The organism is Nitrospirillum amazonense (assembly GCF_007828035.1).
Classification (GTDB): Bacteria; Pseudomonadota; Alphaproteobacteria; order Azospirillales; family Azospirillaceae; genus Nitrospirillum; species Nitrospirillum amazonense.
Genome location: NZ_VITV01000006.1, coordinates 302,204 through 323,549 on the forward strand (window position 1 = coordinate 302,204; position 21,346 = coordinate 323,549).

The window sequence follows — 21,346 nt, forward strand, 5'->3', positions numbered from 1 at the left end:
TTCGGATAGATCAACCTCTTTATCCTTGAGATTTTTCCGGGCCGGCAGGCGGCTTGGTAAAGTGCTGCTGCACGCCGCGATAGGGATGGGGAAAGCTGTTGTCTGGCAACTGTACACGCTGGCGGTGCAGTTCGGGGTCCCGGAAACCTGGGCAATAAGGCCGGCGGACGCCGGCATTGAACACGACGTCGTACAGTTCCGTCACCGGCCCGCTGATCGTCAACCAATGAGCGTTATGGCCCGTGCGCAAATCGACAATCTGCAGGCCGCAGCGCTGCTGGATGTTGCCAGCCTGGAGCTTGGCGTTCAACGCGATGCCCGAAGCGAAGCTGTTGGTGCGCAATTGCGACAGGCCGACGATGGCATAGTCGCCCACGAAGCTGAGGCCACGGGCGAAACCCGGGCATTCGGCCACCGCGACGAAACCACCCCGCTCGCCATCGACATAACCGAACTGGCCATCGCCCGAATTCAGCAGCCAAAGCCGATCGCGATACCAACGGGGCGAATGCGGCATCGACAGGCCTTGGGCCAGGATCTCGCCCGTCTCCACGTCAACGGCGAAGCCGCCGCCATTCTTGGTGCCGCGCCAACCGAAGGTGGTGTCGGAGCGACCGCACAAGGTCGCATACACCACCCGGCCGTCACGGGCACCGATGCCGTTCAGGTGGCAGCGATCCTCCGCCATCAGGCTGGAAATGAAGTCGGGCTTCCACAATGGCCGGAAGTTGAACTGGTCGTCCAATGCGGCGATGCAGCTGAAATTGGTGTTGGCGAAAACGAGTTCATGGCGCTCGCCCTTGAAATCGACATTCGCGATCATGTCATGCGTATCGCATGGGCCAATGAAATAGCCCTTCCTCGGCATGTACAAGGCATCGACGGGCAGGCTGTCCAGCGTCGCCGGGCCGGTATTGGCGAACTTCCAGATTTGTTCCTTATTGCCCAGCCAGATTTTGTCCGTGTCCACCGCTAGGCCCATGGCCGTGCCCACCACCCGGTCAAGCACATGCAGGCCGCCATCGGTCTCATAGAGGAAAATCAGGCGTGCGGACTGGTAGGTGGACATCAACAGGCTGCCCCCCGTCTCCGCCAGCCATGCAGCGAAACCAGGGGATGGCAGAAAGCGGGGCGGCTCCATCCTGTCCTGGCTGGCCACGGGGACGGAATTGGTCACGTCCGCTGCCGTTTCATTGACCGCCGTTCCCGCTTCGGGCGTCATCGCCATCTTTACCCCTATGCCTTCAGGCCAGTATTTTGATTTTTTACCCTTGGTTTGATGGCGCATAAGCGGTGGTATTTCCGGCGTGGCGCCACCACCCTGCGATGTCTCTATCAAATTTGCGCCCCTGGCGCCACCCCGTTACACGCCGGACTTGGTTAAATCCTTGTTAATATTTTAACTCCATTAAGAAATCCGGCTGGTGGATTACCTCCAAAAGCCGGCGCATACAATCGTTGGGCGGTAGGGATTTCTTAATATGTATACTTTTGAATAGGGCGCAGGGGGCAACATCGACTGCGGCTGCCCCATAAAGCGCGCTCTCACATTTAGTCACAAAAGATGATCGTCTTCCGAGCGCGATGCCCGCTTCTGAATTTACTGGCGGGTTGTGGGTACTTGTGATTTAAGCGCTATGGGGGAGCCGTTGCAGCCATCGATGGGTTTTTTGCAAAAGGCGCCTTGCCTTTCAGGTAGGTCCCCCGCGGCCGCCTATTCCAATTGGTGAGTGTACGCCATGCCCGACGGTTCACGCCCCCCGGTCAAGAAGACCCAGGATCGCAAGAACGCCCCGCGCGCCCTGCGACTGGCCCTTGAACCCCGCATGATGTTCGACGCCGCCGCCGCCGCGACCGCCGCGACGGTGACCAAGACGGCGGCGACGGCGACGGTGGACACGCACGCGGACGCGGCCGCCAGCGCCGCCCTGCTGGACGCGGCCGCCAAGGCCGCCGCCGCGACGGCGACCGACACCGGCACCGCCGACAGCAGCGCCAAGGCGACGGCCAGCGGCACGTCCGCCCCCAGCCAGACGGCGGCCACGGATACGGCCAAGACTTCGGACGCGGCCAAAACAGCCACGACCGACACCACCAAGGTCGCCAACACCAGCACCGCCACCGCCGTCATCCCCACCACGACGGCCACGTCCAGCGTGCACGAGGTGGTCATCGTCGACACCAGCGTGGCGGATTATCAGACCTTGATCGCCGGCATGGACCCATCCGTGCCCGTCATCCTGCTGGGGGAAGGCCAGCGCACCGTTCATGGCATCGCCGAGGCGCTGTCGGCCTACAAAAACTTGGACACCGTCGTCCTGGTGACCGAAGGCGGCGACGGCGGCCTCATTCTGGGCGGTAACCATGTACTTACAGATGGCGACCTTGCCGGCCGTGCCACCGACCTGGCGGCTATCGGCGCCTCGCTGAAAACGGGCGGCGACTTCCTACTGCTGGGCTGCTCCGTCGCCGAGACCGACAAGGGCAAGCAATTCGTCAACGACTTCGCCCGTTACCTGGGCAACGACATCGATGTCGCAGCCTCCACCGACCGCACCGGCCCGGCGGCGCTGGGCGGCGACTGGGTTTTGGAATACACCACCGGTAAAGCCATCGATACCGTGCTGCCGTTCACCGTCGCCGGTATGGAGGGTTTGGACCATTGCCTGGGCTGTACGACAGCATCGTATTTCGGAACCACCAGGCTTTACAGCGTGAGTGTGTCAACCGACGCCCACGGTAGTTCCATTTCCACAGGCACCCTTGTTGCATACTATGACCCAAGCGCCACGGGATACGTCTACGCATCATTGACGTATCCAAACAATCCCATAAGCCATAATGGCAAATTTGCGTATGCGGAGACGCTCGCCACTTTCCAGGCTACGAGCCCTTTCTGTGTTCCGGCCAATACCGCGCCCACCTTGGACGCCAGCAAGTCGCCGGTCCTGACCTCGGAAGTCAACACCGTGGCCAGCACCCCCACAGGGTCCGTTGGCACCCTGGTGTCGGCCTTGGTGGGCATCGGCACTGGCATCAGCAACGTCACCGACCCCGATAGCGGCGCCCTGACGGGCCTGGCCATCACCGCCACCGACACCACCCATGGCACCTGGTATTACACCACAAACGGCGGCACCACCTGGACCAGTGTCGCCACGGTCAGCAACACCAGCGCCCTGCTGCTGAAGGCGGACGCCAACACCCGCCTCTATTTCGCGCCCAGCAGCAGCTACACCGGCACCGCCACCATCACCTTCCGCGCCTGGGACCAGACCAGCGGCACGGCCGGCAGCAAGGTGACGACCGCCACCAACGGCGGCACCACCGCCTTCTCCTCCGCCACCGACACGGCCGGCATCACGGTCACGGGGGCCAACGCCGCCCCAGTCATCACCAACCTTGCCGGCGACACGGTCGCCTGGGTGGATGCCAGCACCGCCGTCCACCTCGATTCCGGCACCGCCGCCTCGGTCAGCGACACAGAGAACGACACGGCCGGCTGGGCCGGCGGCAGCCTGGTGGTACAGCGCGTGACGTCCGGATCCGCCGACGCCACGGCCAACGACGTCTTCAGTTTCGACAACAGCGTGAGCGCCAGCGGCGGCACGGTCACGGTCAATGGCCATGCGCTGACCTTCACCAACACCGGCGGCGTGCTGACCGTCAACCTGACCGCCAGCGCCACCAGCGCGGACGTGGCGGCGTTGATCCATGCCGTCCAGTACAGCAACGCCACCCCCTTTGGCGACGCCACCATCCGCTTCGCCGTGAACGACGGCAACGGCAACACCACCAACGCCGACCTGACGGTGACCAGTTCCACCATCTACGTCACCACCACCGCAGACCAGAGCAGCGGTGCCGCCGCCGACGGCTTCAGCCTGCGCGAGGCGCTGGCCCGGTCCGTCACCCAGACGGGGGCGGACACCATCGTCATCGGCGACAGCGTCACCGGGACCATCACGCTGGCCAGCGGTGTCACGCTGGGTGCCGGCGACACGCTGAAGTACGCGCCCACCACGGCAGGCAGCCTGACCATCGCCGCCACCAGCGGCGGCCTGGCCCTGGGCGGCGCCGGCACCCTGTCGGTGGGCAGCGGCGACACGCTGACCATTTCCGCCGGGGTTTCCGGCACCGGCAGCACCCTGACCAAGACCGGGGCGGGCACGGCGACCCTGTCCGGCACCAATACCTACACCGGCGCCACCACGGTATCGGGCGGCACGCTGGCGCTGGGCGCCGTGGGTTCCACGGCCTCGCTGACCCTGGACGGCGGCACGCTGAAGTCCACGGCGGCAATCACCAGCTCCATCGGCATCACGATCAATTCCGGCGGCGGCACCATCGATTACACCAGCGGCTCCGTCACCCTGAGCGGCGCCATCACCGGCAGCGGCGCGCTGGACGCCAAAAGCTCCACCAGCGGCAACGCCATCAAGCTCTCGGGCAACAGCACGTTCTCCGGCGGCGTCACGGTGGATGGCGGCATCCTCGACATCTCCAGCACCAACGCCATCGGCACCGGCACGCTGACCTTCAACAGCGGCAAGATCCGCAGCACCACCGCCGCCTACACCCTGGCCAACAACCTGGTGATCAACGGCAACGTGCTGCTGGCCGGCAGCTTCGGCATGACGTTCACCGGCACGGTGGACCTGGCCGGCGGCACCCGCACGATCAATGACCAGTTGGGCGCCGGCAACAACCTGACCTTCACCGGCGTGGTCAGCAACGGCAGCCTGAACGTCGCCTCACAGCTCAACGGCAGCACCTACGCCTCGCTGGTCCTGAGCGGCACCAGCAACACCTACACCAACGTCACCGTCACCTCCGGCACCCTCAGCATCGCCGGCGCGGGCAGCCTGGGCAGCGGCAGCGTCACCCTGGCCGGCGGCACCCTGCTGGTCAACGGCGCCGCCAGCATCACCAACAACATTCTTGTCAGCGCCAGTTCCACCGTCCAGGTGGCCAGCGGCAACGCCGCCACCCTGTCCGGGAACATCACCGGCACCGCCGGCAAGACGCTGACGCTGACCACCGGCACCACTGGCGGCAGCGGCCTGACCCTGTCCGGCACCAACACCTTCGCCGGCGCCATGACGGTCTCGGCCGGCACTGTCACGCTGAGCGGCGGCAGCGCCGTCGCCGACACCAGCGCCGTCACCGTGGCTTCGGGCGCCACCCTGGCCCTGGCCGCCAGCGAGACCATCGGCTCGCTGGCCGGCGCCGGCACCGTGACGCTCGGCACCAACACACTGACGGTGAACGAGGCCAGCACCGACGACACCACCTTCTCCGGCGCCATCACCGGCACCGGCGGCCTGACCAAGACGGGCACCGGCACCCTGGAGCTGTCAGGCACCAACACCTACACCGGCGCCACCACCATCAGCGCCGGCGAGATCATGGTGTCCAACGGCAGCGCCATCAGCGACAGCAGCGCCGTGTCGGTGGCATCCAGCGCCACCCTGGTGCTGCAGGCCAGCAATGAAACCGTCGGCTCGCTCAGCGGCGCCGGCACGGTGACGCTCAACGGCGGTTCGCTGACATTGGGCGGGGATAACACCTCCACCACCTTCTCCGGCGTCATCCAGGACGGCGCCTCCCTGAACGGCGGCATCACCAAGGCCGGCACCGGCACCCTGACCCTGTCGGGCACCAACACCTACACCGGTGCCACCACCATCAGCGCCGGCACGCTGGAGGCCGCCAGCAGCGGCGCCCTGGGCAGCAGCACCGGCGCCACCACCGTGGCCAGCGGTGCCACCCTGCAGATGGACAACGGCGTCACCATCGCCGATGCCCTGACCATCGCCGGCGCCGGCACGTCCAGCTCCGGCGCCATCAACCTGTCCTCCGGCAGCGCGACGCTGTCGGGCAACGTGACCCTGAGTGCGGCCAGCAGCATCTACGTCGGCGACACCGCCACCCTGACCCTGGGCGGGACGCTGGCCGGCGCGTTCACCCTCACCCACAACTTCGGCAACGGCGCGATCGTGCTGACGGCCAACAACAGCGCCGCGGCCACCGCCCTGAACATCCAGGTCGGCACGCTGTCGATCACCGACCAGACCAACCTGACCACCGGCACGCTGACCCTGAACATGGGCAACACCGGCGTGGGCGGCCTGCTGGTCACCGGCAGCAACGTCACCATCTCCAAGAACATCACGCTCGGCGCCAGCGGCGGCATCATCAGCAACGCCAACGCCCTGACCCTGTCCGGCAACATCACCGGCGGCGTCAGCAGCAACCTCAGCCACGTCATCAGCCTGACCAAGGTCGGCGCCGGCAAGCTGACCCTGTCCGGCACCAACACCTACACCAGCTCCACCGGCGCCCTGGGCGCCACCATGGTGTCCGCCGGCACCCTCAGCGTCACCAGCGCCGCCAACCTGGGCAGCACCACCATCAACGGTGCCGTCATCCTGAACGGTGGCGCGCTGGAGGTGACCGGCAGCGCCGTCACCCTCGCCAACGCCATCGTCCTCAGCGCCAACGGCACCATCAGCGCCACCAACAGCGCCACCCTGTCCGGCGTCATCTCGGGTTCCAAGAACCTGACCTCGGCTGGTGCCGGCACCCTCACCCTCTCCGGCACCAACACCTACACCGGCACCACCTCGGTGACCGCCGGCACGCTCAGCATCACCGACAATACCAACCTCAGCACCGCCGCGCTGACCCTGAACGGCGGCACGCTGGCGGTGACCGGAACCAGCGTCACCCTGACCAACGCCGTGACCCTGGGCAGCAGCGGTGGCACGGTCAGCGACGCCAACGCCCTGACCCTGTCGGGCGTCGTCAGCGGCACCGGCAACCTGACCAAGACGGGTGCCGGCACCCTGACCCTGTCGGGCGCCAACACCTACACCGGCAACACCACCGTGTCGGCCGGCACCCTCAGCATCACCGACAGCACCAACCTGGGCAGCGGCGGCCTGACGCTGGATGGCGGCACGCTGACGCTGACCGGCACCACCGTGACGCTGAGCGGCAACATCCTGCTGAGCACCGGCGGCGGCACCATCAGCACCGCCAACACCCTGACCCTGTCGGGCGTCATCAGCGGCACCGGCAACCTGACCACGGCGGGCGCCGGCACGATCATTCTGTCGGGCGCCAACACCTACACCGGCACCACCACCATCAGCGCCGGCAAATTGGAGGCAGCCACCTCCAGCGCCTTGGGCACCAGCGCGGGCGGCACCACCATCGCCTCTGCCGGCACTCTGCTGATCGATGATGGCGTGACCATCGCCGACGCGGTGAGCACCGCCGGCAACGGCTCGCTGACCCTGAACACCTCGACCGGCAGCGCCACGGTATCGGGCAACGTGACCCTGACGGCGGACGCCCGGGTCAACGTCAGCGGCACGGGCACGCTGACCCTCAGCGGGACCCTGGGCGGCGCCTTCACGCTCTATAAGAATGTCGGCACCGGCACCCTGGTCCTGAGCGGCAGCAACGGCACCGGCGCCACCAACCTGAACGTCGCCACGGGCACCCTGTCCATCACCGACCAGACCAACCTGACCACCGGCACGCTGACCCTGAACGGCGGCGCATTGGCGGTAACGGGGTCCGCCGTGACCGTGAGCAAGGCCATCACCCTGGGCAGCGGCGGCGGCACCATCAGCAATGCCAACGACGTGACCCTGTCGGGCGTCATCAGCAGCACGGGCGGCCTGACCAAAACAGGTGCCGGTAAGCTGACCCTATCGGGCAGCAACACCTACACCGGCTCGACGACGATTTCGGCCGGCATATTGGCCGTGGCCGGCCTGGGCAGCACCTCGTCGCTGATCTTCAACGGCGGCACATTGCTGTCCACGGCGGCCTTCTCCAGTTCCACCGCCATCACGGTCAATTCCGGCGGCGGCACCATCGATTACACCAGCGGCTCCGTCACCCTGAGCGGCGCCATCACCGGCAGCGGCGCGCTGGACGCCAAGAGCACCACCGCCGGCAACGCCATCAAGCTGTCGGGCAACAGCACGTTCTCCGGCGGCATCACGGTGGACGGCGGCATCCTGGACATCTCGTCCGCCAACGCCATCGGCACCGGCACGCTGACCTTCAACAGCGGCAAAATCCGCAGCACCACCGCCGCCTACACCCTGGCCAACAACCTGGTGATCAACGGCAACCTGTTGCTGGCCGGCAGCTTCGGCATGACGTTCACCGGCACCGTCGATCTGGGCGGCGGCACGCGCAGCATCAATGACCAGCTGGGCGCCGGCAAGGACCTGACCTTCTCGGGCGTGGTCAGCAACGGCAGCCTGAACATCACCTCACAGCTCACCGGCGGCACCTACGCCTCGGTGGTGCTGAGCGGCACCAGCAACACCTATACGAACGCCACCGTCACCTCCGGCACCCTCAGCATCGCCGGCGCGGGCAGCCTGGGCAGCGGCAGCGTCACCCTGGCCGGGGGCACCCTGCTGGTCAACGGCGCCGCCAGCATCGCCAAGAACATCGCCGTCACCGCCAGTTCCACCATCCAGGTGGCCAGCGGCAACGCCGCCACCCTGTCCGGGAACATCACCGGCAGCACCGGCACCCTGACGCTGAGCACCGGCACCGGCGCCTCGGATGGGCTCACCCTGTCGGGCACCAACACCTACACCGGTGCCATCAGCATCGGCGCTGGCACGGTCACCGCCAGCGGCGGCAGCGCCGTCGCCGACACCAGCGCCGTGACCGTCGCCTCGGGCGCCACCTTGGCCCTGGCCGCCAGCGAGACCATCGGCTCGCTCGCCGGTGCCGGCACCGTCAGTCTCGGCAGCTTCAACACGCTGACGGCGGGCGGCAACAACACCAACACCACCTTCTCCGGCGCCATCACCGGCACCGGCGGCCTGACCAAGACGGGCACCGGCACCCTGGAGCTGTCAGGCACCAACACCTACACCGGCGCCACCACCATCAGCGCCGGCGAGATCATGGTGTCCAGCGGCAGCGCCATCAGCGACAGCAGCGCCGTGACCGTCGCATCGGGTGCGACGCTGCAGCTGGAAGCCAGTGATGAGACCGTGGGCTCGCTCAGCGGCGCCGGCACGGTGACGTTGAACGGCGGAACGCTGACGATGGGCGGCGACAACACCAGCACCACCTTCTCCGGCGTCCTCCAGGACGGCGGCATCAATGGCGGCATCACCAAGACCGGCACCGGCACCCTGACCCTATCGGGCACCAGCACCTACACCGGAACCACCACCATCAGCACCGGCACGCTGGAAGCCGCCAGCAGCGGCGCCCTGGGCAGCAGCACCGGCGCCACCACCGTGGCCAGCGGCGCCACCCTGCAGGTGGACAACGGCGTCACCATCGCCGATGCCCTGACCATCGCCGGCGCCGGCACGTCCAGCTCCGGCGCCATCAACCTGGCCTCCGGCAGCGCGACGCTGTCGGGCAACGTAACCTTGAGTGCCGCCAGCAGCATCTACGTCGGCGATACCGCCACCCTGACCCTGGGCGGGACGCTGGCCGGCGCCTTCACCCTCACCCACAACTTCGGCAACGGCGCGATCGTGCTGACCGCCAACAACAGCGCCGCGACCACCAACCTGAACATCCAGGTCGGCACGCTGTCGATCACCGACCAGACCAACCTGACCACCGGCACGCTGACCCTGAACATGGGCAACACCGGCGTGGGCGGCCTGCTGGTCACCGGCAGCAACGTCACCATCTCCAAGAACATCACGCTCGGCGCCAGCGGCGGCATCATCAGCAACGCCAACGCCCTGACCCTGTCCGGCAACATCACCGGCGGCGTCAGCAGCAACCTCAGCCACGTCATCAGCCTGACCAAGGTCGGCGCCGGCAAGCTGACCCTGTCCGGCACCAACACCTACACCAGCTCCACCGGCGCCCTGGGCGCCACCATGGTGTCCGCCGGCACCCTCAGCGTCACCAGCGCCGCCAACCTGGGCAGCACCACTATCAACGGTGCCGTCATCCTGAACGGTGGCGCGCTGGAGGTGACGGGCAGCAGCGTCACCCTCGCCAACGCCATTGTCCTCAGCGCCAACGGCACCATCAGCGCCACCAACAGCGCCACCCTGTCCGGCGTCATTTCCGGTTCCAAAAACCTGACCCTGAATGGTGTAGGCACGCTGACGCTCAGCGGCACCAACACCTACACCGGCACTACCACCATCATCGACGGCACCCTCAGCATCGCCGCCGCCACCAACCTGGGCAGCGGCAGCCTGACGTTGAATGGCGGCACGCTGGCGGTGACCGGAACCAGCGTCAGCCTGAGCCAAGCACTGGCCCTGGGCAGCAATGGCGGCACGATCAGCGATGCCAACGCCCTGACCCTGTCGGGCGTGGTCAGTGGATCGGGTGACCTGACGATGAACGACGGCGGTACCTTCACGCTGTCGGGCGCCAACACCTACACCGGCGATACGACGGTGCGCGATGCCACCTTGCGCATCGCCGCCGCCACCAACCTGGGCGGCAGCGCCCTGACGCTGAACGGTGGCACACTCACTGTCACCGGGGCCAGCGTCAGCCTGAGCCAGAATCTTAACATCTCCGTCAACAATGGCACCCTCAACACGGACAACAGCCTGACCCTGTCAGGTGCCGTCAATGGTTTCGGCAGCCTGTTCAAAGGTGGAACCGGTACCGTAACCCTGTCGGGCGACGGCAGTGGATATACCGAAACCACCTATGTGCAGGCGGGCACCCTGGCGCTGACCGGTTCGGTTGGCGGCGACGTCAACGTCCAGGACGGCGCCACCCTGGCCGGCACCGGCACCGTCGGCGGGAACCTGCGGGTCTATGGCGGCGGCACCTTGGCCCCCGGCGTCGAGGGCGTGAACAACGGCATCGGCACCCTGACCGTTACGGGCAACGTGAACCTGGGCGGCGCCCTGCAAATCCAGATCGCCGGCACATCCGGCAACAACGACGTCCTGAGCGTCGGCGGCAACGTCGTGCTGAACGACGGGTCGGGCAATGCCGGCACCCTGACGCTGAGCGCCGTCGGCGGCTACACGGTGGCGCTGGGCGACAGCTTCACCATCGTCAACAACACCGGCAGCGGCACCACCGACGCCACCGCCTTCGACAACCTGGACAGCGGCGGGCGCGCGGACCTCAGCGGCGGCAAAGCGCTGATCACCAACAGCGGCGGCACCGGCAACGATATCGTGGCCAGCGTCCTCAACGCCGCCCCGACCCTGACCACAACCCCGGCCAGCGCCCCCGGCTTCACCGAGGGCGGCAGTGCGGTATCCCTGTTCAGCGGTACCACCGTCAGCACGGTGGAGGCCGGCCAGAGCATCCACGCGCTGACGCTGACCGTCGGCGGCCTGGCCGATAGCACGTCGGAGGTGCTGACCGTCGACGGCACCGCCGTGATCCTGACCAATGGCACCAGCGTGACCACCAGCGCCAACGGCTATGCCGTCAGCGTCAGTGTGACCAGCGGCACCGCCACCGTCACCATCACCAAGGCCGGTGACTTCTCCGCCAGCGCTGCCCAGACCCTGGTCAACGGCCTCACCTACCAGAACACCAGCGACGATCCGACGGCCGGCAGCGGCCGCACCGTCACCCTCACCAGTGTTCAGGATAATGGCGGCACCGCCAACGGCGGCGCGGACACCACCACCCTGACCGCCAGCACCACCGTCACCATCATCCCGGTCAACAACAGCCCGACCCTGTCCAGCAGCGGCGCCACCTCCACCATCCCGGCCACGCCCATCAACACCACCAGCAACGCCGTCACCGTGTCCAGCATCCTGGGCGACGCCGGCTACGCCGATGTGGACGGCCATGGCGTCTCGGGCATCGCCATCACCGGGCTCTCCGGCGCCGGCACCTGGCAGTACACCACGGACGGCACGAACTGGTTCGGCGTCGGCACCGTTTCCACCAGCAGCGGCCTGCTGCTGAACAGCACCGCCCAGCTGCGTTATGTCCCCAATGGCAGCACCGCGGAAACCGCCACGCTGACCTTCAAGGGCTGGGACGAAACCAGCGGCACCGCCAGCAGCGGCAGCACGCGCCAGACGGCCGACACCACCACCAACGGCGGCGCCACCGCCTACTCGGCCAACAACGGCACGCTGAGCGTCGAGACGCAGGGCGCTGTGATGACGGCCGGCGGCTCCGTCACCTACGTCGAAGCCGGCACCGCCGGCGCCATCGACACCACCCTCACGGTCGCCGACGGCGCCACCAGCACCCTGACCAGCGCCACGGTGACCATCGGCAGCGTGGTAGCGGGCGACGTACTGACCTTCGTCAACACCGCCAACATCACCGGCAGCTACAACGCCAGCACCGGCGTGCTGACCCTGACCGGCAGCGACACGCTGGCCAACTACCAGGCGGCCCTGCGCAGCATCACCTTCAGCTCCACCAGCCAGGACCCGACCCTGGGCGGCACCCGCACCAGCCGTACCGTCACCTGGTCGGTGAACGACGGCATCGCCCCCTCCGCCGGCGTCACCAGCACGGTCAACATCACCGCCGTCAACGACGCGCCGACGTTCAGCACCACGCCCGCAACCAGCCCAGTCTTCACCGAGGGCGGCAGCGACGTGAGCCTGTTCAGCGGCACGACCATCAGCGCGATCGAGGCCGGCCAGAAGATCAGTGGCCTAACCCTGACCGTCGGCGGCCTGGCCGACGGCACGTCAGAGGTCCTATCCATTGATGGCCAGGACGTCACCCTGGTCGACGGCACCAGCGTCACCACCACCGCCAACGGTTATGGCGTCGCGGTCTCGGTGACCTCCGGCACCGCCACCGTCACCATCACCAAGTCGGGCGGCGCCACGGCAGCCGCCACCCAGACCCTGGTCGACGGCCTGACCTACAAGGACACCAGCAGCGACCCGACGGCCGGCAGCGGCCGCACCATCACCCTGACCGCCATCCAGGACAACGGCGGCACGGCCAACAGTGGCCACGACACCACCACCCTGACCGCCAGCACCACCGTCACGCTGCACCCGGTCAACCAGGCGCCGACCCTGACCACCACCCCGGCGACCAGCCCCACCTATGTCGAGGGCGCCAACGCCGTCGCGCTGTTCAGCGGCACAACCGTCAGCACCAGTGAGGCGAGCCAGAGTGTCCACGCCATCACCCTGACGGTGGGTGGCTTGGCCGATGGCGCCTCGGAAACCCTGAACATCGACGGCCAGAGCGTGGCGCTGACCAACGGCAACAGCGCCACCACCACGGCCAATGGTTATTCCGTCAGCGTTAGTGTTACCAGCGGCACCGCCAACGTCACCATCACCAAGGCCGGCGACTTCTCCGCCGGCGCCGCCCAGACCCTGGTCAACGGCCTGGCCTACCAGAACACCAGCGACGATCCGACGGCCGGCAGCGGCCGCACCGTCACCCTGACCAGCGTTCAGGATAATGGCGGCACCGCCAACGGCGGCGCGGACACCACCACGCTGACCGCCAGCACCACCGTCACCATCACCCCGGTCAACGACGCGCCCACCCTATCCAGCAGCGCCACCTCCATCATCCCGGCCACGCCCATCAACACGACCAGCACCGCCGTCACCGTGTCCAGCATCCTGGGCGACACCGGCTACGCCGACGTGGACGGCCACGGCGTCTCGGGCGTCGCCATCACTGGGCTCTCCGGTGCCGGCACCTGGCAGTATTCCACCGATGGCACGAACTGGTTCAGCGTCGGCACCGTTTCCACCAGCAGCGGCCTGCTGCTGAACAGCAGCGCCCAGCTGCGCTATGTGCCCAATGGCAGCACCGCGGAAACCGCCACGCTGACCTTCAAGGGCTGGGACGAAACCAGCGGCACCGCCAGCAGCGGCAGCACGCGCCAGACGGCCGACACCACCACCAACGGCGGCGCCACCGCCTATTCCACCAATAACGGCACGGTCAGTGTCGCGGCGCAGGGCGCGGTGATGACGGCTGGCGGCTCCGTCACCTATATCGAGGCCGGCACCGCCGGCGCCATCGACACCACCCTCACAGTCGCCGACAGCGCCACCAGCACCCTGACCAGCGCCACGGTGACCATCGGCAGCGTGGTGGCCGGCGACGTGCTGACCTTCGTCAACACCGCCAACATCACCGGCAGCTACAACGCCAGCACCGGCGTGCTGACCCTGACAGGCAGCGACACCCTGGCCAATTACCAGGCGGCCCTGCGCAGCATCACCTTCAGTTCCACCAGCCAAGACCCGACCCTGGCCGGCACCCGCACCAGCCGTACCGTCACCTGGTCGGTGAACGACGGCATCGCCCCGTCGGCCGCCGTCACCAGCACGGTCAACGTCACCGCCGTCAACGACGCACCCACCCTGACCGTTGCGGGCGCCCAGACCATCACCGACGTCCTGGGTCACGGCCTGAGCGTCAGCGTGGCCGACCCTGACGCCGGTACCGGCACCGAGACCGTGACCCTGGGCGCCGGCAAGGGCAACCTGGCGGTCACCGCCTCGGGCAGCGCCAGTGTCACCGGCAGCGGCACGGGCAGCGTCACCATCACCGGCACCCTGGCCGATGTGAACGCCACCCTGGCCAGCCTGACCTACACCACCACGGTGACCGCTAGCGACAGCGATACCATCACCATCGGTGTCAATGACGGCGGCAACACCGGCACCGGCGGTGCGCTGTCGGACAGCAAGACCATCGCAGTCACCCTGACCGGCAACGCCGCCCCCACCATCAGCGTGGCCGGCACGCAGAGCATCGCCGACACCAACAGCCATGCTATTACAGGCGTGGGCGTGACCGACGCCCTGGCGGGCAACACCGTCACGGCCACCGTGTCCGACCTGCAGGGCAACCTGGGCTTCACCGCTGCGGGGTCCGCCAGCGTCACGGGCGGCGGCACGGGCAGCGTCACCATCAGCGGCAGCCTGGCCGACGTGAACGCCACCCTGGCCACCCTGACCTACGCCACCACCGCGACGGCCACGGGAACGGATACCATCACCGTCACCGTCAATGACGGCGGCGGCAGCCTGATCGGCGGTGCGAAGTCCGAGACGCAGACCATCGCGGTGAACCTGACCGGCAACGACACGCCGTCCCTGGCCCTGCCGGGCGGGCAGAGCTATGTCGACCAGGCCAACCACGCCATCACCGGTGTGGCGATCACCGACGCGCTGCCGGGCGGCACCGTCACGGCCACCGTGTCCGACCTGCAGGGCAACCTCAGCTTCACCGCGTCGGGCGCCGCCAGTGTCACCGGCGGGGGCACGGGTAGCGTCACCATCACCGGCAGCCTGGCCGACGTGAACGCCACCCTGGCCACTCTGACCTACGCCACCACTCTATCGACCGCCGGCAGCGACACCATCACCGTCGCCGTCAACGATGGGGGCACAGCCCGCATCGGCGGCGCGAAGTCCACCAGCGGCACCATCGCCGTGGCCATCGCCACCAACGACACGCCGGTCCTGACCGTCGCGGGGGCGCAGGCCTACAACGATACCAACGCCCATGCCATCACCGGTGTCAGCGTCGCCGACACCTACGGCGGCACCATCACCGCCACCGTTTCCGACCTGCACGGCAACCTAGGCTTCACCGCGTCGGGGTCCGCCAGCGTCACCGGTACCGGCACGGGCAGCGTCACCATCACCGGCACCCTGGCCGACGTGAACGCCACCCTGGCCACCCTGACCTACGCCACCACCGCGACGGCCACGGGAACGGATACCATCACCGTCACCGTCAACGACGGCGGCGGCAGCCTGATCGGCGGCGCCAAGTCCGCCACCCAGACCATCGGGGTCAGCCTGATCGGCAATGACACGCCGGTCCTGACCGTGGCCGGAGCGCAGAGCTACAACGACACCAGCGCCCATGCCATCACCGGCGTCAGCATCAGCGACACCTTGCAGGGTGGCACGGTCACCGCCACCGTGGCTGATCTACACGGCAACCTCAGCTTCACCGCGTCGGGCGCCGCCAGTGTCACCGGCGGGGGCACGGGTAGCGTCACCATCACCGGCAGCCTGGCCGACGTGAACGCCACCCTGGCCACCCTGACCTACGCCACCACGGCCACCGCCACCGGCAGCGACACCATCACCGTCACTGTCAATGATGGCGGCACCGCCCGCATCGGCGGGGCCAAGTCCGCCGTCCAGACCATCGCGGTCAACCTGACCGGCAATGACACGCCGGTCCTGACCGTGGCTGGGGCGCAGAGCTACACCGACACCAACGTCCACGCCATCACCGGCGTCAGCGTCAGCGACAGCCTGCAGGGCAGCACCGTTACCGCCGCCCTGATCGCCACCCAGGGCAACATCTCCGTCACCGCCTCCGGCGGTGCCACGGTGTCGGGCAGCGGCAGCGGCGTGGTTTCCATCACCGGCAGCCTGGCCGACGTGAATGCCACCCTGGCCACGCTGAGCTACGCCACGACCGCCACAACCACGGGCGCGGACGTCCTGACCGTGGCGCTGAGCGATGGCGGCAGCAACCGCATCGGCGGCGCCAAGTCCACCGTGCAGACCATCACCATCAACCTGACGGGCAACGACACGCCGGTCCTGACCGTGGCCGGGGCGCAGAGCTATAACGACACCAACGCCCACGCCATCACGGGCGTCACCATCAGCGACAGCCTGACCGGCACCACGGTCACGGCCACGGTCACGGCCACCCAGGGCAACGTCGCCGCGACCGCGTCGGGCGCCGCCACCCTGGCCGGCAATGGCACGGGCAGCCTGACCATCACGGGCAGCCTGGCCGACGTGAACGCCACCCTGGCCAGCCTGACCTATGCCACCACCGCCACGGCCACGGGCAGCGACACCATCACTGTCACCGCCAACGACGGCGGCACCGCCCGCATCGGCGGGGCGAAGTCCACCGTCCAGACCATCGCGGTCAGCCTGACCGGCAACGACACCCCCGTGGTGACCGTGCCGGGGGCGCAGAGCTACAACGACACCGACGCCCATGCCATCACCGGCGTCAGCGTCAGCGACACCCTGTCGGGCAACGCGGTCACGGTGGCCCTGCTGGCCGGCAAGGGCAACGTCACGGTCACCGCCTCCGGCGGCGCCACGGTGTCGGGCAACGGCAGCGGCGTGGTTTCCATCACCGGCAGCGTGGCCGACGTGAACGCCACCCTTGCCAGCTTGACCTACGCCACCACCGCCACAGCCACGGACACCGACACCCTCACGGTGGCCATCAGCGATGGCGGCACCAGCCGCATCGGCGGCGTGAAGTCCGCCGTGCGCACGGTGGCCATCAGCCTGACCGGCAACGACACGCCCGTCCTGACCTTGCCGGGCGCCCAGAACCTGTCCGCCACCGGCAACCAGGCCATCACCGGCATCAGCGTCAGCGACACCCTGACCGGTAGCACCATCAGCGTTCTGGTGAAGGACGGCTTCGACGGGCAGCTGGTCATGGCGGCCTCCGGCGCCGCTACCCTGACCGGCAATGGCACCGGCACGGTCACCGTCCGCGGCAGCGTGGCCGACGTGAACGCCACCCTGGCCACCTTGAACCTGACCCCCGCCACCACCGGCAACGACATCATCACCGTGACCGTCAGCGACGGCGGCACGACCCGGGTGGGCGGCGCCAAGACGGCCAGCGGCATCATCGGCGTGACCATCAACCCCGTGGTGGTGCCGCAGCCCCCAGCCACGACGACCACGACGACCACAACCACGACCGCGACGGCACCGACAACCACGTCGACCAGCACCTTGATCGTGACGCCCACGGTGGCCGCGACCAGCACCGCGACGACCACCGTGGCCCTGACCCAAACGGTGGGCACGGGCAACGCCGGCGTCAGCGGCACCCCCAGCGCAGGCCTGACCGGCAACAGCGTCATCAGCACCAGCGCGACCAGCACAAGCACCAGCACGACGACAACGTCGACCGCCACCACCAGCATCATCACCGCGTTGGCGACCGACACCAGCACGTCGACCAGCACCAGCCGGTCGACGACCACCACAACGGCCACTGGCTCAACGACCGCCACCCCAACCACCACCGGCACAACCGCTGCCGGCACGACGACGGCCAGTGCGGCGCCCACGACCACCACGACGGCGACCTCGACCACCGGGGCCGCGACGACCGGAACGACGACCACCTCCGCCGCCACCATCAGCGCCGGCACCGGCGTGGTCGCCATCACCTCCGCCACCGGCGGCACCACCACGCTGACCCTGGCCAACCAGGTCAGCAACCAAGTGGTCACCGCCGGCCAGCAAGTGACCTTCCAGCTGCCGCAGGGCACCTTCCAGAGCAGCGACCCGCAGGTGACGCTGGAAGCACGGCAGGCCAATGGCGAACCGCTGCCCGCGTGGCTGACCTTCAACCCGGCCAACGGCACCTTCAGCGGCCAGCCGCCGGCGGGCGAAAACGGCAACGTCGCCATCACCGTCACGGCGCGCGACAGCAACGGCAACGTCGCCGAGGCCAAGTTCAACATGGCGGTGGGCCAGCAGCAGAACGGCACCGGCGGGCCTGGTGGTCAGGGTCCGGGGAACCGCGCCCCGCAGCAGCATGCCGCCAACGACCCGGCGATCGCCGTCCCCGCTGATCTCAACCCGGTGCAGTTGGCGGCCTATACCGGCCGTGACGTGGCAGCCCAGGATCTGGCCGCCAAGATCGCCAACGGCCCCGGCAAGGTGCCGGCGGGCAAGCTGTCGCTGACGGCACAGCTTCAGGCCGCCGCCCAGGCGCAGAAGGCCGTCGGCTTCGGTACCGGCACCTTTGGCGTCCCGCACCACGGCATCGTCGACGACACCGTGTCCCTTCTCGCCAGTTTGCTGGACGTGTTCGGCGGCACCGCCCCGCAGCACGGCCCGGCCCTTCCCGCCCACCACGCTTCCACCACCACGACCGCCTGAGGCTACATGACGTCCTTGCCTTATTCCGCGCCGGCGCGGCGCACCCGCCCGCGTACTGTGGCGACGCCCATTGTCGCCGGAGCCTTGGTGGCCTTGCTGGCGGGGTGTTCCGTCACCCCCCGCCCCTTGACGTCGGATGAGAACCAGACCCGCGCCACCGAGGCGCTGAAGCTCGTCCGCGACCGCATTGATCCGGTGACGGTCGCCGTCTCCCTGGACGAGGCCATCGCCCGGGCGGTCAAGTACAACCTGGACCACCGGCTGGCGCTGATGGACCAGGCCATCGCCAACCGCCAGATCGACGTATCGCGCTGGGACCTGCTGCCCAAGCTGGTGGTGGACGGCGGGCTGACGGCGCGCAGCAACGAACTGGCCTCGTCCTCCTACTCCATCCTGACCGGCAAGCAGTCGCTGGAACCCTCGATCTCAAGCGACCGCCGCTCCGGCACCGCCGACCTGCAGCTGAGCTGGAGCGTCCTGGACTTCGGCATCAGCTATTACCAGGCCCGGCAGAACGGCGACCGGGCCCTGGCCACGGCTGAGAAGCGCCGCTCAGCGGTCAACAGCATCGTGCAGCAGGTCCGCGCCGCCTACTGGCAGGCCGTGGCGGCTGAGAAGATCGGCGACCGCATCAACCCCATCCTGGCCGATGCCCGCCAGGCCCTGGAAGACACCCGGCAGGTGGAGAAGCAGCGCCTGAAGCCCATGCTGGACGTGCTGCGGGATGAGAAGGCGACCATCGACATCATCCGCCAGCTGGAGAACCTGCAGGCCGACCTGGCGCTGGCCAAGACCCAATTGGCGGCCTTGATGGGCCTGCCCCCGGGGACGCCCTACCAGCTGGTGTTGCCGGACAACCCGACCGCCCTGCCGGAGATGAAAACCGCCATCACCGAGCTGGAACACACGGCCCTGATCAACCGCCCGGAATTGCGCGAGCAGGCGTACAACCGCCGCATCGCCACGGACGAGGTGCACAAGGCCTTCCTGAAGCTGTTCCCCAACCTGTCCATCCAGGGCGGTCTGGACTATGACAGCAACTCCTTCCTGGTGAACCAGCGATGGGCCGAGGGGGGCTTGCGCCTGTCCTGGGGCCTGGTGAACCTGCTGGCCGGCAATGACTTCATGGGCCTGGCGGAGACGCAGCGCGACCAGGCCGAGGTGCGCAACCTTGCCCTCTCCATGGCCGTCCTGACCCAAGTGAACGTGGCCTGGCAGCAGTTGGGCCGCGCCCGCACCCAGTACCTGGAGGCGTCCGAACTGGACAACATCGAGGGCCGCATCTACGACCAGGTACTGGCGCAGCAGGAAAACAGCGCCGCCGGCAAGGTGGACCGCGTCCGCGCGTCCGCGTCGCGCATCGTGGCGGAACTGACCCGTGCCCGGGCCTACGCCGACATGCAGAACGCGCTGGCGTCACTGTACGTTTCGGTCGGCATCGATCCGCTGCCCCAGGCCGTGCCGGACTATTCGTTGAAGACCCTGACCGCCGCGGTGTCCACGGTGAACCGCCGTATCGAGAGCGGCATGTTCGGTGCCGAGGCGTCGGTCTCCGCCGAGACGCCGACACTGGACGACCCCGGCAAGGCCTTGACGCAGTAACTCCAGAGAGCCATAGCCAAAGCGGCGCCGGGCGGGGATCCTCCCTCCCGGCCCGTCTTGTTTCGGCGACCGTCCAACGCCGGCCTTTGCAACGAACCCCTTGCAACGAACAGCGAGTCCGCCCCTTGTTCCGCCCCCGGTTCAGCCTGATCCTGCCCGCGCTTCTTCTCGGCCTGTCCGTCACGGCCCACGGCGCCGACACCATGCCCGAGATCCGCGCCCAGTTGGTGCCCAAGCGCAGCACGGTGCTGTCGTCGCAAATCGCCGCCCAGATCTCGGAACTGCCGTTGCGAGAGGGCGACAGTTTCAGCGAGGGGCAAAAGCTGGTGGCCTTCGACTGCGGCATCCAGAGGGCGCGCCAGGCCAAGGCCAACGCCCAGGAGACTGCGACCCGCAAGACCTATGAGGTCAAGAGCAAGCTGAACACGCTGAATTCCATCGGCGTATTGGAAGTGGAAACGGCGGCGGCGGAGCACGCCATGGCCGAAGCCGAACAGCAGATGGCGCGCGAGGTCGCGTCGCATTGCGTGGTCACCGCCCCCTTCGCCGGCCGCATGGGGCCGGTGGACGTGAAACGCTTCCAATCCGTGGCGGAAGGGCAGAAACTGCTTGAGATCCTGGACCCGACGGAACTGGAGGCGGAAATGCTGGTACCGTCGTCGTGGCTGAAGTGGCTGAAGCCGGGTTTCGCACTGGAAATCGGCATTGAGGAAACGGGCCGCAAGTACCCGGCCAAGGTCGCCCGCCTGTCGCCGCGCATCGATCCCGTCTCGCAGAGCATCCGGGTCTTCGCCATCATCGACGGCAAATTCCCGGAGCTGCTGCCGGGCATGAGCGGCCGCGCCATCGTCGCGGCTCCGAATTGAGGACAG

At 67.9% G+C, this 21,346-nt stretch carries 4 protein-coding genes; 3 read left to right on the forward strand and 1 reads right to left on the reverse strand.

Annotated elements, in window-relative coordinates:
- Nucleotides 1–19 precede the first annotated feature (19 nt).
- On the reverse strand, nucleotides 20–1,228 hold the full coding sequence (locus FBZ87_RS18700; RefSeq protein WP_186454837.1) for a TIGR03032 family protein: 1,209 nt from the start codon (nucleotides 1,226–1,228) through the stop codon (nucleotides 20–22).
- 511 nt (nucleotides 1,229–1,739) lie between these two features.
- Here FBZ87_RS18700 and FBZ87_RS18705 point away from each other — a divergent pair.
- The 3 genes from FBZ87_RS18705 to FBZ87_RS18715 all read left to right on the forward strand — a co-directional run bounded on the left by FBZ87_RS18705 (nucleotide 1,740) and on the right by FBZ87_RS18715 (nucleotide 21,340).
- Complete coding sequence (locus FBZ87_RS18705; RefSeq protein WP_145612089.1) at nucleotides 1,740–18,872, forward strand: autotransporter-associated beta strand repeat-containing protein; 17,133 nt, start codon at nucleotides 1,740–1,742, stop codon at nucleotides 18,870–18,872.
- A gap of 6 nt (nucleotides 18,873–18,878) precedes the next feature.
- Nucleotides 18,879–20,474 carry a TolC family protein gene (locus tag FBZ87_RS18710; protein WP_088875721.1) on the forward strand — a complete coding sequence of 532 codons (1,596 nt, stop codon included), beginning with the start codon at nucleotides 18,879–18,881 and terminating at the stop codon, nucleotides 20,472–20,474.
- A 125-nt stretch (nucleotides 20,475–20,599) separates the two neighbouring features.
- Nucleotides 20,600–21,340, forward strand: a complete 741-nt coding sequence (locus FBZ87_RS18715; protein ID WP_145612090.1) for an efflux RND transporter periplasmic adaptor subunit — start codon at nucleotides 20,600–20,602, stop codon at nucleotides 21,338–21,340.
- The last annotated feature ends 6 nt before the right edge of the window (nucleotides 21,341–21,346 follow it).